This window comes from Agromyces albus, from assembly GCF_004134825.1.
Taxonomy (GTDB): Bacteria; Actinomycetota; Actinomycetes; order Actinomycetales; family Microbacteriaceae; genus Agromyces; species Agromyces albus.
This window is the reverse complement of the sequence record NZ_SDPN01000009.1, coordinates 38,863-53,748: the sequence shown is the minus strand read 5'-3', so window position 1 is coordinate 53,748 and position 14,886 is coordinate 38,863. Positions and strand designations below refer to the sequence as shown.

Sequence of the window (14,886 nt, the reverse complement as noted above, 5' to 3'; positions counted from 1 at the left end):
CACCGCCCGCCTCGGGCGATGACGCTGGAGTCGTGATGATCAGAGAGCCGCGAAGCGCGTTCGTCGGTCGCCATCGCGAGCTGGAGGCTCTCCAGTCGCTCCTCGATGCATCTTCGCTCGTGACCCTCACGGGCGTCGGCGGTGCAGGCAAGACCCGGCTCGCGATGCGCGCGGCGAACCGGTATGCGGAACATGAGGGCGTCGACTGCTGGTTCGTCCCGCTCGAGTCCGTGCAGGACCCGCAACGCGTGCCGCTCGCGGTGGTGCGCGCCCTTCCGCTCGCCGACCAATCGGGGCGCGATCCGCTCGAGGTCGTCGTCGCCGCGCTTCGCGACACGCCTGCGATCCTGGTTCTCGACAATTGCGAGCAGATCATCGATGCTGCCGCCTCGTTCACCGACGAACTTCTGCTCGTGCTCCCGCAGCTCACCGTGCTCGCGACGAGCCGTCGTCCGCTCGAGCTCGATGGCGAGCTCGTCTATCCGGTGCCGCCGCTGTCGTTGGAGGCCGCGTCGGAGGGGACATCCGATGCGGTGTCGCTCCTCGTGGCCCGAGCACGTGCCGCCGACGCCGCCTTCGAGCTCGGTCCGACGGAGGAGGCGTCCGCCGCCGAGCTGTGCCGCTCCCTCGATGGGCTGCCGCTCGCGATCGAACTCGCCGCGACGCGGTTGCGCACCCTCTCGATCGCGGAGCTCGCGAGCGGTCTCTCCTCCCGGTTCACCCTCCTTCGCACCGGCTCACGCAGCGCCGTCGGGCGCCAACGCACCCTGCGCGCGGTGGTCGACTGGAGCTACGAGCTGTGCTCGCCCGAGCAGCGGGAACTCTGGTGCGCGCTCGCGGTGTTCTCCGGCCCGTTCGACCTCGGGGCCGCTGCGGCGGTCGGAGGCTACACGATCAAGGACGTCGTCGACCCGCTCGACGAACTCGTCGCGCAGTCCGTCGTCGAGGCGGATCATGAGACCGGTCGATTCCGGATGCTCGAGACGATCCGCGGCTACGGACGGGAGCGCGCCGAGGAGGAGGGGCGGTCGCCGGTGCTGACCCGGCGCCACCTCGATCACTTCGCGGCCGTCGCGGCGAGTTCGCGCGTGGATTGGTACGGCCCGGGGCAGACCAGGGTCCTCGCGCGACTGCGCGCCGACCGGGCCGAACTGCAGTCCGCTCTCACCGTGGCCACCGCGGTCGACACCGACACGGCCCTCGCCCTGTTCTCCGATCTCTGCTACCACTGGGCGGTCGGCGGTTTCATCCCCGAGGGTCGCGGCTGGGCTACCCGCGTGCTCGCCCTGCCGGGAGGGTCCGCCACCCACCGGGTTCCAGCTCTCATCAACGCCGCCTGGCTGTGCCTGCTGCAGGGCGACCTCGACGAAGCGGCGGCGCGACTCGACGAGGCCGACAGTCAGAGGAAGGGCGCCTCGTTCTCAGCGGACCGGGCGGCCACCATCCGCGTCGAGATCGACCGCTGGCGCGGCACGCATGCGATGTTCTCCGGCCGGCCGCAGGATGCGGTGGGCCAGTTCGAAGCGTCGATCCGGGCCGCCCAGGAGTGCGGCCACCCCGAGGAGGCCCTCCTCGCGCAGTTCCAGCTCACCACGGCCCTGAGCCATCTCCGCGAGCCCGAAGCGGCCCGTGCCGGGAGGGACGCGCTCGCCTACGCCGAGTCCGCGGGCGAGACGTGGATGCGGTCACACGCGCTGTGGTCGCTCGGCCTCGCCGCGTTCGTCGAGCGGGATCTGGATGCCGCGGAGCGCTTCGCGCGGCAGGCCATCGTGACCGATCGCGGTTTCGACGATCCCGTCGGCGAGTGCCTCATGCTCGAGGTGCTCAGCTGGGTCGACGCAGAGCGCGGCCTGGCGGATCGGGCCGCGATCCTCCTGGGAGCGACCGACGCCCGCTGGCGGCTCATCGGGTCGGCGATCACGGTGCACGGGCCCCAGCTCGCGGCGCATCACGATCGGTGCGTCGACGAACTCCGGCGGCGGCTCGGCCCCCAGCGGTACGACAAGCTCGTCGGCGCGGGCGCGCACCTCGACTCCGACGAGGCCGTCGCGTTCGCGCTCGAGTCGAAGACCACGGTCGCCGGGGGGCTCAGCGCGCGGGAGCGCGACGTGGCGATGCGCATCCATCGCGGAATGAGCAATCGCGAGATCGCCGGGGAACTCGTGCTCTCGGTGCGCACCGTCGACACTCACGTGCAGCGCATCCTCGGCAAGCTCGGCTTCTCCTCGCGCGCGCAGATCGCGGCCTGGTACGAGGCGACGTTCGCGTCGACGTCGCCGATTACGTAGTCCTACGGATACCGCCGCGCGACGCGCGAAGGCACGCTGGGGAAACGACACCGACGTCGACCCAGCAGATGCGCAACGTCGGGCATCGCGAGAGCGAACCCGTGCGCATCCCGTCCGCAAAGGCATGGAATCCCGATGACTGCGCAACTCCGCCCTCGAATCATCCTCGTCCACGGCGCCTGGGTGGGCCCGTGGGAATTCGCCCCGCTCGTCGAGATCCTCCGCGAGCGCGGCTGGGAGGTCGACGCGCTCGATCTTCCCTCGACCGGCACTACCGAGAGCATGCTCCAGGATGCCGCGGCGATCACCGCCGCGATCGATCGCAACGACGGACCGGTCGTACTCGTCGCGCACTCGTACGGTGGCGTGCCCGTGACGGAGGCGGGCGATCACCCCGCGGTCGAGCGCATCGTGTACGTCGCGGCGTTCGCCCTCGACGCCGGTGAGAGCGTCATCGCCTCGGTGGGCGGCGCCCTGCCCGAGGCGTGGGGCATCGCCGACGGTCAGGTGACCATGGGCCGCAGCCGAGACGAGCGCGTCGACCTGATCGCCGCCGACATGCCGCCCGGCGTTCCGCGCGAGGCATCCGAGCAACTCGCCGATCTGTTCCGGCCGCAGTCGCTGGCTTCATTCAGCGACGAGGTCTCACGCGTCGCGTGGCGGGTGAAGCCTGCGACGTACATCCTCACCGAGAACGACGGCGTCGTCGCGCCCGAGTTCCAGGAGTCGCTCGCCGTGCGCAGCGGCGCCGAGATCGTGCGAATCCCGAACGGTCACGCGCCGTTCCAAGAGGACCCCGCCGGCTTCGCCGACCTGCTCGAGCGCGTCTCGGCGCTCTCGTCCGTCGCGAACTGACCGCCCCAGTCGGACAACCGGCACCAGACCCACCACCCCCACGACCGCATCCACCACTCAGAGAAGAGCAGAACGATGACCCTCACTGAAACCCAGACCCCCGCATCCACCACCGCTCCCCCGCCCGGACGACTGTTCATCGGCGGGCAGTGGCGGGACGCCTCGGACGGCGGCCGCATGGACGTGATCGCCCCCGCGACCGGGAAGAAGCTCACCGAGGTCGCGAAGGCGACGACCGCCGATGTGGATGCCGCGGTCGCGGCCGCGCGCGCCGCGTTCGACTCGGGGGTGTGGTCGGGGTTGTCCAGTCGCGAACGGGCGCGGATCCTGCAGCGCGCCTACACGCTCATGCGCGAGCGCTCCGAGGAGCTCGCCCAGGCGGAGAGCTCGAACGTCGGCAAGCCGATCACCTTCGCCCGGGTCGTCGATGTCAACAACGCCGCCGAGCTGTACGAGTACTACGCGAGCCTCGGGCACCACCTCGACGGCTCGGTGCGGGAGAGCACCGGCCAGACGCACGTCTATGTCAAGCACGAGCCGATCGGCGTCGTCGCGGCGATCACCCCGTTCAACTTCCCGCTCATCCTGTCGAGCACGAAGATCGCCCCCGCGCTCATCGCCGGCAACACCGTCGTGCACAAGCCGGCAAGCGATACCCCGCTGACCGCGCTGCTGATGGCGCAGATCCTGCAGGAAGCCGGCGTGCCCGACGGCGTCTTCAACGTCGTGACCGGCTCGGGCGCCGCGATCGGCGATCACCTCGTCGCGCATCCGGGCGTCGACAAGGTCGCCTTCACCGGCTCGACTGAGGTCGGCGCGCACGCGGCCCAGCTCGCGGGCAGCACCCTCAAGCCGTTCACCGCGGAGCTCGGCGGCAACGCCGCCAACATCCTCTTCGCAGATGCCGACCTCAACACGGCGATGCACACCGTCATCGCCGCATTCGTCTTCAACACCGGGCAGTTCTGCATGGCGGGACCCCGGCTCCTCGTCGAACGTCCCATCTACGAGGTCGTGCTCGGCATCCTCGCCGAGGCGGTGCCGCAGGTGCCCTTCGGCGACATCACGAATCCCGAGACGGTGATCGGTCCGCTCGCGAGCGCGACCCAGCTCAAGAAGGTCGCGGCGATGGTCGACCGCGCGAAGGCGGACGGCGCCCGGGTGATCACGGGAGGCGAAGAGGCCGAGCTCGACGGCTTCTACTTCCTTCCGACGGTGCTCGCCGACCTTGCCGCCGACGCCGAGGCTGTGGCGGAGGAGGTCTTCGGACCGGTGCTCACCGTGCAGCCATTCGACACCGAAGAGGAGGCGATCCAACTCGCCAACTCCACGCGCTACGGGCTCGCGAGCGGCATCCAGACCTCGGATCTCGCAAAGGCCCACCGCGTCGCCGCGCGGCTCGACGCGGGGATCACCTGGGTGAACGGCTGGGCCCTGCTCGACCCCGCCACTCCGTTCGGCGGGGTCAAGGCCTCGGGCTGGGGTCGCGAGGGGGGACCAGAGGCGATGGCCTCCTACCAGCGCTCGCACTCGATCGTGTTCAACCTCGAGCAGGGGGCCGCCCAGTGACGGCGGGACGCGCCGCCGTCCTCGAGGCGCCGGGCGAACTTCTGGTCACTGACGTCGAGTTCGCCGACCCCGGGCCCGGGGAGGTGCTCGTCAGGCTCGTGGCCTCCGGCCTGTGCCACACCGACCTCGGCGTGATCGCCGGTGGGATCCCCTTCCCCTCGCCCGGGATCATCGGCCACGAGGGCGCCGGCATCGTCGACCGGGTCGGCGAGGGCGTGACGGGCCTCGCCGTCGGCGACAAGGTGCTGCTGAGCTTCACGTCATGCGGCTCGTGCGAGGCGTGCGACTCGGCGCACCCGGCCTACTGCGAGACCTGGCTGCCGCGGAACCTCCTGGGAATGCTCCGTCCAGAGGGCTCTGCGGATGTCACGCGCAACGGCACGCCCGTCGCGAGCCACTTCTTCGGCCAGTCGTCGTTCGGCCAGTACGCGATCGCCGACGAGCGCTCGGCCGTGAAAGTCGACGCGGGAGCAGATCTCACCGTGCTCGCCCCGCTCGGCTGCGGGGTGCTCACCGGTTTCGGATCGATGTGGAACGTGCTCGATCCCGGTGAGGGCGACATCGTCGCGGTCTACGGGGCCGGCGCCGTCGGCCTGTCGGCGGTCATCGCGGCGGCGCAGCGGAATCCGTCGCAGCTGATCGCGATCGATCTCGTCGATGAGCGGCTGCGGCTCGCGGAGGAGTTCGGCGCGACGGCGACGATCAACGCCGGCACCGAGGACGTCGGCGCGCGGCTCGCCGAGCTGACCGGCGGTCGCGGCGTCAGCCTGAGCTTCGACACCACGGGCAACCCGAGGGTCGCGCGTGGAGCCCTCGATGCCGCCGCGGTGCGCGGCACGGTGCTCGTGTGCGGCGCCCCGCCTCCCGGGACCGAGATCCCCGTCGACATCCAGGGAATCCTGTCGGGGAAGGTGCTGCGCGGGGTCACGATGGGCGACACGGACCCGGCGACGCTCATCCCGCTCCTGATCGCACTGCACGCCGAGGGGAAGCTGCCGCTCGAGAGGCTCGAGAAGCGCTACCCGCTCGACGAGATCGGTCGCGCGGCGGACGACATGCACCACGGCATCACCGTCAAGCCCGTGATCGTGTTCTGATCGCCGGCGGCGCGGCCGGTTGGTGCGGCACGCGCACTCACCGGCCGCGCGGCATCCGCTCTCGCATTCTCGAGTCAAGCGTGCTTTACTTCTTGCATGAGTAAAGTGAGCTTGACATCGAACGGCTGCGAACGATGATCGACGTGCCGAGCCCCACTCCGGGCAAGGGGCGCGCACCGGTCGCCCACTACCTGCTGGCCGGCGCGTTCGCGTCCGTCGCGACCATCGCCGTCTCGTTGCTCGTGGGTGCCACGAACCCCGACGACTTCTGGCTCGCCGCGGGCATCGGCGCGATGTGCACGCCTACCCTGCGCTCTCACTCGGCGTGAAGATCTTCGTCTCGAACCACACGGTCACTCGCGATGCCCGCGGCGCAGAGAGCGTGGAGTCGCTCTGGCTGAAGCAGGCGAGTGCCGGCGCATTCCTCGATGTGCTGGTGGCGACGATCATCGGATCCATCGTGCTCATGCTCGGCGGGTTCGAGGTGCCCGCTCTGCCGGCTCTACTGGCCCTCATCGGTCTCAGCGTGGTCGACGCCGGCCTGCGCTATTTCGTGATCCGTCGCCGCTCGCTGCGATGAACAACGACCTGGCGACCCGCCGGCTGGAACGCGAGTGGACGCAGGCCGACCTGGCCAAAGCGCTCGGCGTCTCACGCCAGACGGTGATCTCGATCGAGCGAGGACGATTCGACCCGTCGCTGCCCCTGGCCTTTCTCATTGCACAGACATTCGGCTGCTCGATCGAAGACATCTTCACGCCCGAGTGAGCGATCGCTGCCGACGCAATCCGGGACGGTCGGACGAGACCTCTTGCGCTGAGGGGCCAAGGTGTGAGACCTTCGGGACTCTGATGTTGACGTCAACATCCTGACATCGCGGCGCATCGACGCCCCGCGAAGATTGGAGACCGATGAGAAACCCAACGGGCATCGTCCTCGCGGCGGCCCTGCTCACGGCGGTGGCCGCTCCCCTCCCCGCAGTCGCCGCCCCCTCGACCGGCCCCGCCGGCACGAGTGAGTTCCGCGGAGTCAACTGGGCCGACCCTCGCGACAACTACGCCGACGACGAGGTCGTGCCCTCCGGGCTCGACACCGGCGACGACTACCGAACCACCTACGCCAAGGCGTCGGACATCCTCCTGGAGTTCCGCAAGGAAGTCAGCGCCAACACCGTGCGGCTCCCTATCAATCCCTCGAGCGTCGGCACCGACTGGTGGGAGTCCTACCAGGGTGCCATCGACGCCGCCACCCGGCACGGCTTCAAGGTCATCCTGAGCTACTGGGAGGCCGACAACGCCAAGGACGGCCGGGCCGACGACCCGGCTGCATTCGACGCCATGTGGGACACCGTGGTCGCGGCGTACGGCCAGAACCCCCAGGTGTACTTCGAGCCGATGAACGAACCGTTCGGCTACACCCTCGACGAATGGGTCTCCCTCACCTCTGGGTGGCTCGACGACCACAGCGACGTCCGGCGCAAGCGCGTGATCATCTCGGGCACCGGCTACAACGATGACGTCACCGGCGTCGGCGCCGCCGAAGAGCTCGAGGGCACGCTGCTGTCACTGCACTTCTACGGGTTCTGGGACGACCACACCACCGAAGACGAGTGGAAGCAGAACCTGCTGCCCCGGATCGGCGAATACGGATGGCGCACCGTCGTCTCCGAGGCGGGTTCACCCATGACCACGGGCCTCAACTACGGCAACCATGAGGGCGACGTCTACACGTCGTACCTCGGCGCGCTCACCGAGGTGGCCCGCGACCAAGGCATCGGCCTCGTGTACTGGCCGGGTCTGCGCACGAACGACGCCTACACGCTGACGACCTTGACCGCGGATGGCGGTCTCGAGGTGACCAACGAGTCGGGCCTCGCGCAGATCCAGTGGGGCTGGGGACTCCTGAAGGAGGAGCAGCTCAACGACCTGCCCCCCGCTCCTCCCGGCGAGCCGCTCGTGAGCGTGAAGCACGGCGTGTGCGTCGACGTCCCGGGATTCTCGACCACGACCGGTACCACCCTCGGGCTCTGGTACTGCAACGGCGGCGGGAACCAGTCGTTCAACTGGACGGCCGAGCGCGAGCTCACCGTCTACGGCAACCTGTGCGTCGCGCCCGTCGATGGAGTCGTCGCCGGCAGTCGGCTGATGATCGCCGACTGCACCGGCACGCCCGAGCAGCAGTGGGAGCTCAACGCCGACCTCACGATCAGCAGCGTCGCGGATGCCGGCCTGTGCCTCGCGACCCCCGAGAACGAGTGGGGCCTGGCGCTCGCGGCATGCGATGCGACCGCCACGACCCAGCAGTGGACTCGCGGATAGCGTTCGGCTGCTACTGAAGCGCGCCTGTCTCCCCGCGCGGGGAGGCAGGCGCGTTTCGCGATGTCCGCACGCTACTCGAGCCGCGCGTAGGCGCGGCGCGCCACCCGCGCATGCGCTTCGAATCGGGCGGCGACGGGATTGCGGCGTCGTTCGAGCCCGGTCGGCGTCTCGACGAGGTCGAAGAGGCCCATCGTCAGTCGATGCGCCATGGGTGGCTCGGTCGAGTGGCGGTAGGTCCACTCGATCATGTCGAAGAGGGGCCACCACGTGTAGCCGACGACGTCGACGCCGCTCGCGCGAATGCGCTCGACCGCGGCGACGGATGTCTCCAGCCATTCGATTCGCTCGGCCGGGCTTCCGGTCACGCAGGTCTCGGTGACCATGACGGGCGCACCGTACCGGTCGGCATACAGGCGGAGCATCTCGGTCAGCCCCGCAGTGCCGTCGTCTCGCGTCGGCCGCGGATCGGCGAACCCGCCGCTGTGGTGGACGCCCGCCTCGAAGACCTCGGTGGAATGCCGCGGGTAGTAGTTCACGCCCATGACATCTGGCGCGACCGCGTGGTCGGCGAACCACGCGAGCTCGTCATCGCCGACACCGTGCCCGGTGAGCATCGGTGCGAGCGGATGACCCTCGCCGACCCGGCCCGTCACGAGATCCTCCACGAGGAACGCCTGTTCACTGAGTCGCCGTGCCTCCGCGCGGTGCTCCGGCGCATCGATGTCGCCGACATATCGCAGCGAGGCATCCACGTGGACGAACGTCGCATCGGCTTGCACGTCGGCGATGCCACGCTGGGTCTCGACGAAGCCGCGGGCGAGCGCCGCCGACACCGCCACGAGTCCGGCCGGGCCGCGGCCGTACGGAGGCCAGTACCCGTACTCGCCGCAGAACAGCGCGTGGATCATCGGCTCGTTGACGGGGGTCCAGTCGGTGGCGACATCCGAGTACCGCTCGGCGGCTCGCGTCGCGAACTCGGCGACGTGTTTCGGATAGTCGGGATGCAGGAACTGGTCGTCGAGCCAGAGTGGCGTGCCGTAGTGCAGGAGGTCGACGATCGGGCGCACGCCGAGCTCGCCGAAGCGCGCCATCACCCGGTCGGTCCAATCCCAGTCCCAAACACCCGGCCCCGGGCTTACCCGATGCCACGGGATGCCCCAACGGAGGAACTCCGCGCCGACCGACTGCGTGAGCGCGAGATCGTCGTGCCAGCGCTCGTAGTGCTCGGTGAGCTCGTACTCGTCGATCGGCCGCTCCCCCGGCCCTGCCTGCGGCACGAACGTGTTCTCGATGCCCGCGCCGAAGTGCAGCCGGCCGTCATTCCACCACTGAGCCTTCGTCGTCACTTACTTCATTCCCGTCGTCGCGACGCTCTCGATGAAGCGTCGCTGGATCATCAAGAACATCACCGCGAGCGGCAGCACCGCGATGAGCGAGCCCGCCATCATCACGCCCTGCGGGATGATCCCGCCGGGCCCGGTGAGGAGTGTGAGGCCCGAGGTGATCGTGCCCATCTCGGCGTCGGTCGTGAACACGAGCGGCCAGAGCAGGTCGTTCCAGTTGTTGACGAACGTGAAGATGCCGAGCGTGAGCAGTGCAGGCACCGCGTTCGGCAGGATGACGCTGCGGAAGATCCGGAACTCGCTCGCACCGTCGATGCGCGCGGCGTTGTCGAGGTCGCGCGGCAGTGAGAGGAAGAACTGGCGCAGGAAGAAGATGCCGAAGGCGTCGGCGGCTCGAGGCGCGATGAGCCCGGCGAAGGTGTTGACCCAGCCGAGGTCGGCGACGAGTTGGTAGATGGGAATCAGCGTCGCCTGGAACGGGATCATGAGGCTCGCGATGATCGCGATCAGCAGCACCCGGCTGCCGCGGAAGTCGATTCGCGCGAGCGCGTAGGCGGCGAGCGAGTCGAACGCCAGCGCGAACAGGGTCACTCCGCCGGCGAAGACGATGCTGTTCAGGATCAGCCGTGCGAAGGGCAGTTCGTCGAAGATGCGCGAGAAGTTCTCGAGTGTCCACTGGCCCGGCACGAGAGTCGGCGGGTAGGCATTCACCTCGGCGATCGGCTTGAAGGCGGTGAACACGATGATGGCGATCGGAAGGAGAGCCGCGGCAGCCGCGAGCAGCATGCCGATCACGAGCATCACGGATGCCGCGTGCACGCGACGCGGGCGACGGAGAAAGCCGGTCGCGGTCATTGTGCATCCCGCTCTCGTCGGCCGAAGAAGACGAACTGCACGAGGCTGAGCAGCAGCGTGATCGCCAGCAGCACGTACGACAACGCGGAGGCGAAGCCGAGTTCGAGTTCGCGGAAGCCCGACTCGTAGATCTCCATGACGATCGTCTGCGTGGAACCGAACGGACCACCGCCGGTCATGACGTAGATCTGGTCGAACGCCTGCAACGCGGCGATGAGGGCGACGATGAGCACGAAGGCGAAGGTGTTGCTCAACATCGGCAGGGTGATGTGCACGAGTCGCTGCCAGGCGTTCGCGCCGTCGACGACGGCTGCCTCTCGGATGCTTCCCGGGATCTCCTGCAGGCCCGCGATGAAGATGACCATGTAGAAGCCGAAGTTCTTCCAGACCGCCACGAGCGCGACGGTCGGCATGGCGAGGGCGGGGTCCTGCAGCACGTTGCCGAGCTGGATCCCGGCACCGCGCAGCCAGTAGTTGAGCAGCCCGATCTGCGGGTCGAGCAGGTACGACCAGGCGAACGCGGCGACCGCGAGCGACACGACGAACGGCAGGAACAGCGCCGTGCGGAATGCGCCGCGCAAGGGGAGGCGGGGATGATTCAGGGCAAGCGCGAGCACGAGCGCGACGATCACCGCGGTCGGCGTGAAGAGGCCGGCGTAGAGCGCGGTGTTGCCGAGCGCCCGGAGCACCGCCGGGTCGGTGAAGACTCTCGTGTAGTTGTCGAGGCCGATCCAGCTCTCACGGCCGAACCCGCTCGAATCGGTGAACGAGAGGCGGAACGCCGAGAGCATCGGCCAGGCGACGAAGGCCCCGAGCAGCACGAGCGCCGGAGCGAGGAACAGCAGGGCGAGGATGCTGCGCCGAGAACGCCGTGGGCCGGCGCGGCGGCCGCCGAGCGGCGCGGGGGGCCGGTATCGCGCCGCCGGCTTGGGCAGGGTGATGGACATGGTTCTCCGTTCCGGTCGGGTGGGGGCTCGCGCCCCCACCCGGGGTGCCGAACGCTCAGTCGGCGAGTGCGGCCTCGATCTCGGCTTGCGCTTCCGACAGCAGCGCGGCGGGATCGCCGCCTGCGAGCGCCTTCTGCGTCGCCGTGTCCACGGCGGACAGCACGTCGACGCTTGCGGTCACGCCCGGCAGCAGCGGGCGGCTGGTCTCGGCGATCTCGGTGAGCGACGCGACGACCGGGTTCGACTCGACCGCGGAGGCGGGGATGTCTCCACGCAGCGGCGGCCATCCCGAGCCGAGCGACCATTCCGTCGCGACATCCTCGCTGAAGAAGTACGAGAAGAACGCCTCGGCACCGTCGACCTGGGCGTCGTCGGCCTGCGCCGTGATGCCCATGGCGACGCCGATCGCGCTCGACGCCTGCGCCTCGGGACCGGCCGGGATCGCGGCGATGCCGTAGTCGATGCCGCTCGCCTCGGAGATCGACGCCATCCACGGTCCGCCGACGTGCATCGCCGCCTTGCCCGAGCTGAACAGTTCGTCGGCACTGATGCCATCGAGCCCGGTCGGAGAGATCTTGTTCGTCGCGACGGCCGATGACCAGTACTCGAGGGTGGCCACGTTCTCGGGCGAGTCGATGACCGCCTCGCCGCCGGCCACGACGTCTCCGCCGCCGCCGTAGAAGAGGCTCGGCCAGAGGCCGTTCGCCACGGTGGCGTGATCGGGAAGCGCGAGTCCGTACTGCTCGGGGGTGCCGTCGCCGTTCTGGTCGAAGGTGAGCTTCGTCGCGACGTCGACCCATTCGTCCCAGGTGGTCGGGAAGTCGGTGATTCCTGCCGCGTCGAACAGGGCCCGGTTGTAGAACACCGAGAGCGGCACGAACCCGGTCGGCACGCCGAACTGGCTGCCGTCGGCTGTCACCATGTCGACCGCCGCTGGAACGACCTCCGCGACGTTCTCGTCGTCGGCGTAGAGCTCGCCGAGGTCGACGAACGCGCCCTTGTCGGCGTAGACGGGCATACGCTCGGCGGGCATCGCCACGATCTCGGGGCCTTCCTCCGCTGAGAGTGCCGGAAGGAGCGTGTCGTCGATCACATCCCAGGTCTTCACCTCGGTCTCGACGACCACCGCGTCCTGCGAGGCGTTGAAGTCGTCGACGATCTGCTCGAGCACGTCGCCATCGGCTTCCGTGTACCCGTGCCAGAAGGTGATCGTGGTCGGACCCTCTGCTGCGGGTTGGGTAGGGGAGCATCCGGTCAGGGCAAGGGCCCCGGCCGACACTGCGGCAAGTACTGCCGTTGCCGTCTTCCTCATCGAAGTTGCCTTTCTGTGGTGACGTCGTCGTCATCCCGCTCGACGTCGTCGGAGTGGGGGCGCCCTGCCTCTGCCGGCGAGGGTAAACGTTGTAGCGTAAACGTTGTACCAGAATCTAAGCCCAACCGTGTGGGTTGTCAAGGGCTTGGTACAACGTTGTATTCTTGGCGTGGGTTGCACGAGATCGGAGGCCGCATGAGCACGACGCTGCACGACGTCGCACGCCACGCGGGCGTTTCCATCAAGACGGTCTCGAACGTGGTGAACGGGCTCGGCAGGGTCAGTGCGGCAACGCGCGAACGAGTGCTCGCCTCGGTGGCCCAGCTCGACTACCGACCCAACCTCTCGGCCCGCAGCTTGCGATCCGGTCGCACGGGCGTCATCGGCCTCGCGATTCCCGAGCTGTCACTCGCCTACTTCGCCCAGCTCGCCGACGCGGTCATCGAGGAGGCCGAGCAACGGGGCCTCGTCGTCCTCATCGAGCAGACTCGTGGCGGCGCACGCAACCGTGAACTCGAACTCCTGCGCGGCCCACAGCGGCAGCTCACCGACGGGCTCATCTTCAGCCCGTTCGGCATGATCGAGGAGGATACCGAGTTCCTCGACATCGGCTCGCCGCTTGTACTGCTCGGCGAGCGACTGCCCGGCGCGAGCGTCGACCGCGTCACCATGCGCAACGTCGAGGCCGGCGCCGCAGCAACCGCGAGCCTCTTGAAGCTCGGACGTGAGCGGGTTGCCGTCATCGGCGCGCACCTCGACGCACGCCTCGGTTCCGCCGTGCTTCGCTACGAAGGCTACGTGCAGGCGCTCCGGGAGCACGGCATCGAGCTGCGCGACGAGCTCGTCGTGGAGGTCGACCTCTGGCACCGCAGCAACGGCGCCAAGGCGATGCGGGAGCTCCTCGCGCGCGGCGAGCCCTTCGACGCGCTGTTCGCCATGAACGACGAGCTCGCCCTCGGCGCCTTGCGAGTGCTGCAGGAGGACGGCATCGACGTGCCGACCGACGTCGCGCTCATCGGATTCGACAACGTCGACGACGGACGCTTCTCGCGACCGAGCCTCTCGACCGTCGATCCGGGTCGCCCTGAGATCGCCAGGATGGCGATCGAGCTGCTGCTCGAGCGCATCGGCGGCGCCACCACCGACGACGTTGCACCGCGCGAACTTCAGTCGCCGTTCCGCATCATCGAACGCGAGTCGACCAGCGGTGCATGAGGTCGGTCGAGTCCGAGTGTTTCCGAGAACGTCGTCGAGTCGCTGAAGCAACGGATGCCGCGTGGCGGCTATGTGCACCCGCAGGACTGACGAATCACCAGGGTCGCCGGCTGCACGAAGCGCCGGGGGGCATCGACCGGCTCCGCATCGAGGACCTGCTCGACGGCGGTGGCGGCCAGCTCCTGCACCGGCTGTTGCACGACGGTGAGTTGGGGGTTGGTGAACTCGGATTCCTTCGTGCCGTCGAAGGCGACCACCGCGACGTCGCCCGGAACGGAGAGTCCCGACTCGTAGAGCGCGCGGTAGAGGCCTACGGCCTGCAGATCGGAGCTGACGAAGACGGCGCTCGGCCGGTTGGGACCGGCGAAGAGTCGAAGTCCGGCCCGGTAGCCTCCCTCGCGAGAGAACGCGTCGCGAGCGATCGGCCCGTCAGGCAGGCCTGCATCTCGAATGGCCTGGAGCCAGGCTGCCTCTCGGAGCTCGAGATCGGCGCCGCCGCTGCCACCGATGATGAGGCCGATCGTGGTGTGACCGTGCCCGATCAGGTGCTGCACACCCTCGTAGGCTCCTTGGAATGCGTCGACGGTGACGCTGTCGAACGGGGTTACCTCGCGGAGGGTGTTCAGCAGGATCGTGGGTATCCCGGTATCGGGAAGAGCGGCGGCATCCGGGCGCCCCAAGACGCTCGTGATGATGATGCCGTCGACTTGTCGAGCCGCCAGGTTGAGGAGGTGCTGCCGCTCGACGGTCGCATCGCCTTCACTGTTGGCGAGGATCAGATCGAAGCCGCGTTTGGCCGCTGCATCCCCCACGGCGAGCGCGAATTCCGCCCAGAGGGGGTTGTCGATCTCGGGAAAGATGAATCCGAGAAGCCGTGTGCTTCCGGTTCGGAGGGCTCGCGCGCTGACATTGGGACGGTAGCCGAGCACGCGGATCGCATTGCGGACGCGTTCTGCTGTGGCGGCGGCGACCGGTCGCGGCCCTTCGTTGACCACATAGCTGACGACAGCGGTGCTCACTCCGGCATAGCGGGCAACGTCGGAACGCGTGACTCGCTCGTGCGACGATGCACGGTTGGTCACGGCTT

General features: G+C 68.8%; 14 protein-coding genes. 9 read left to right on the top strand and 5 right to left on the bottom strand.

Annotated features, from left to right (window positions below; genetic code table 11):
• The first annotated feature begins 35 nt into the window (after positions 1-35).
• From ESP51_RS06805 to ESP51_RS06775, 8 genes are all read left to right on the top strand, one after another.
• Entirely contained in the window at positions 36-2,288 is a 2,253-nt protein-coding gene (locus tag ESP51_RS06805; RefSeq protein ID WP_241843029.1) for an ATP-binding protein, read from the top strand.
• 135 nt (positions 2,289-2,423) lie between these two features.
• Entirely contained in the window at positions 2,424-3,143 is a 720-nt protein-coding gene (locus tag ESP51_RS06800) for an alpha/beta hydrolase (RefSeq protein ID WP_129520145.1), read from the top strand.
• 75 nt (positions 3,144-3,218) lie between these two features.
• On the top strand, positions 3,219-4,712 hold the full coding sequence (locus tag ESP51_RS06795; RefSeq protein ID WP_129520144.1) for an aldehyde dehydrogenase family protein: 1,494 nt from the start codon (positions 3,219-3,221) through the stop codon (positions 4,710-4,712).
• The gene (locus tag ESP51_RS06790) at positions 4,709-5,809 is read left to right on the top strand and encodes an NAD(P)-dependent alcohol dehydrogenase (RefSeq protein WP_129520143.1); all 1,101 of its coding nucleotides are present in this window, start codon (positions 4,709-4,711) and stop codon (positions 5,807-5,809) included. The genes ESP51_RS06795 and ESP51_RS06790 overlap by 4 nt, the downstream gene beginning before the upstream one ends.
• A 143-nt stretch (positions 5,810-5,952) precedes the next feature.
• Positions 5,953-6,138, top strand: a complete 186-nt coding sequence (locus tag ESP51_RS21005; RefSeq protein WP_241843026.1) for a hypothetical protein — start codon at positions 5,953-5,955, stop codon at positions 6,136-6,138.
• Positions 6,105-6,389: a hypothetical protein gene (locus ESP51_RS21000; protein ID WP_241843025.1), complete on the top strand. Its 285-nt coding sequence runs from the start codon at positions 6,105-6,107 to the stop codon at positions 6,387-6,389. Before ESP51_RS21005 ends, ESP51_RS21000 begins: the two co-directional genes overlap by 34 nt.
• The gene (locus ESP51_RS06780) at positions 6,386-6,577 is read left to right on the top strand and encodes a helix-turn-helix transcriptional regulator (RefSeq protein ID WP_129520142.1); all 192 of its coding nucleotides are present in this window, start codon (positions 6,386-6,388) and stop codon (positions 6,575-6,577) included. Before ESP51_RS21000 ends, ESP51_RS06780 begins: the two co-directional genes overlap by 4 nt.
• 143 nt (positions 6,578-6,720) lie before the next feature.
• The gene (locus ESP51_RS06775) at positions 6,721-8,127 is read left to right on the top strand and encodes a ricin-type beta-trefoil lectin domain protein (protein WP_129520141.1); all 1,407 of its coding nucleotides are present in this window, start codon (positions 6,721-6,723) and stop codon (positions 8,125-8,127) included.
• Positions 8,128-8,198: 71 nt separating this feature from the next.
• Here the strand turns inward: ESP51_RS06775 and ESP51_RS06770 are convergent, their stop codons facing one another.
• Genes ESP51_RS06770 through ESP51_RS06755 form a run of 4 tightly spaced genes read right to left on the bottom strand, consistent with a single transcriptional unit; the run spans position 8,199 to position 12,584 of the window.
• The gene (locus tag ESP51_RS06770; RefSeq protein ID WP_129520140.1) at positions 8,199-9,473 is read right to left on the bottom strand and encodes a family 1 glycosylhydrolase; all 1,275 of its coding nucleotides are present in this window, start codon (positions 9,471-9,473) and stop codon (positions 8,199-8,201) included.
• Entirely contained in the window at positions 9,474-10,325 is an 852-nt protein-coding gene (locus ESP51_RS06765) for a carbohydrate ABC transporter permease (RefSeq protein WP_129520139.1), read from the bottom strand.
• Positions 10,322-11,272 carry a carbohydrate ABC transporter permease gene (locus ESP51_RS06760; RefSeq protein ID WP_129520138.1) on the bottom strand — a complete coding sequence of 317 codons (951 nt, stop codon included), beginning with the start codon at positions 11,270-11,272 and terminating at the stop codon, positions 10,322-10,324. The genes ESP51_RS06765 and ESP51_RS06760 overlap by 4 nt, the downstream gene beginning before the upstream one ends.
• A 55-nt stretch (positions 11,273-11,327) precedes the next feature.
• Positions 11,328-12,584 (bottom strand): ABC transporter substrate-binding protein, encoded by a 1,257-nt coding sequence (locus ESP51_RS06755; RefSeq protein ID WP_129520137.1) that lies wholly within the window; start codon positions 12,582-12,584, stop codon positions 11,328-11,330.
• A 195-nt stretch (positions 12,585-12,779) separates the two neighbouring features.
• Between ESP51_RS06755 and ESP51_RS06750 the strand changes: the two genes are divergently transcribed.
• Positions 12,780-13,799, top strand: a complete 1,020-nt coding sequence (locus tag ESP51_RS06750; RefSeq protein ID WP_129520136.1) for a LacI family DNA-binding transcriptional regulator — start codon at positions 12,780-12,782, stop codon at positions 13,797-13,799.
• 68 nt (positions 13,800-13,867) lie between these two features.
• Here ESP51_RS06750 and ESP51_RS06745 read toward each other — a convergent pair whose 3' ends face one another.
• Entirely contained in the window at positions 13,868-14,881 is a 1,014-nt protein-coding gene (locus ESP51_RS06745; protein ID WP_129520135.1) for a LacI family DNA-binding transcriptional regulator, read from the bottom strand.
• Between the last annotated feature and the right edge of the window lie 5 nt (positions 14,882-14,886).

What these genes read in the sequence shown, in the direction of transcription:
- ESP51_RS06750 (WP_129520136.1), top strand. Translation starts at nt 12,780, where the DNA reads ATGAGCACGACGCTGCACGACGTCGCACGCCACGCGGGCGTTTCCATC.
- ESP51_RS06755 (WP_129520137.1), bottom strand. Translation starts at nt 12,584, where the DNA reads ATGAGGAAGACGGCAACGGCAGTACTTGCCGCAGTGTCGGCCGGGGCC.
- ESP51_RS06765 (WP_129520139.1), bottom strand. Translation starts at nt 10,325, where the DNA reads ATGACCGCGACCGGCTTTCTCCGTCGCCCGCGTCGCGTGCACGCGGCA.
- ESP51_RS06780 (WP_129520142.1), top strand. Translation starts at nt 6,386, where the DNA reads ATGAACAACGACCTGGCGACCCGCCGGCTGGAACGCGAGTGGACGCAG.
- ESP51_RS06800 (WP_129520145.1), top strand. Translation starts at nt 2,424, where the DNA reads ATGACTGCGCAACTCCGCCCTCGAATCATCCTCGTCCACGGCGCCTGG.
- ESP51_RS06760 (WP_129520138.1), bottom strand. Translation starts at nt 11,272, where the DNA reads ATGTCCATCACCCTGCCCAAGCCGGCGGCGCGATACCGGCCCCCCGCG.
- ESP51_RS06795 (WP_129520144.1), top strand. Translation starts at nt 3,219, where the DNA reads ATGACCCTCACTGAAACCCAGACCCCCGCATCCACCACCGCTCCCCCG.
- ESP51_RS06805 (WP_241843029.1), top strand. Translation starts at nt 36, where the DNA reads ATGATCAGAGAGCCGCGAAGCGCGTTCGTCGGTCGCCATCGCGAGCTG.
- ESP51_RS06775 (WP_129520141.1), top strand. Translation starts at nt 6,721, where the DNA reads ATGAGAAACCCAACGGGCATCGTCCTCGCGGCGGCCCTGCTCACGGCG.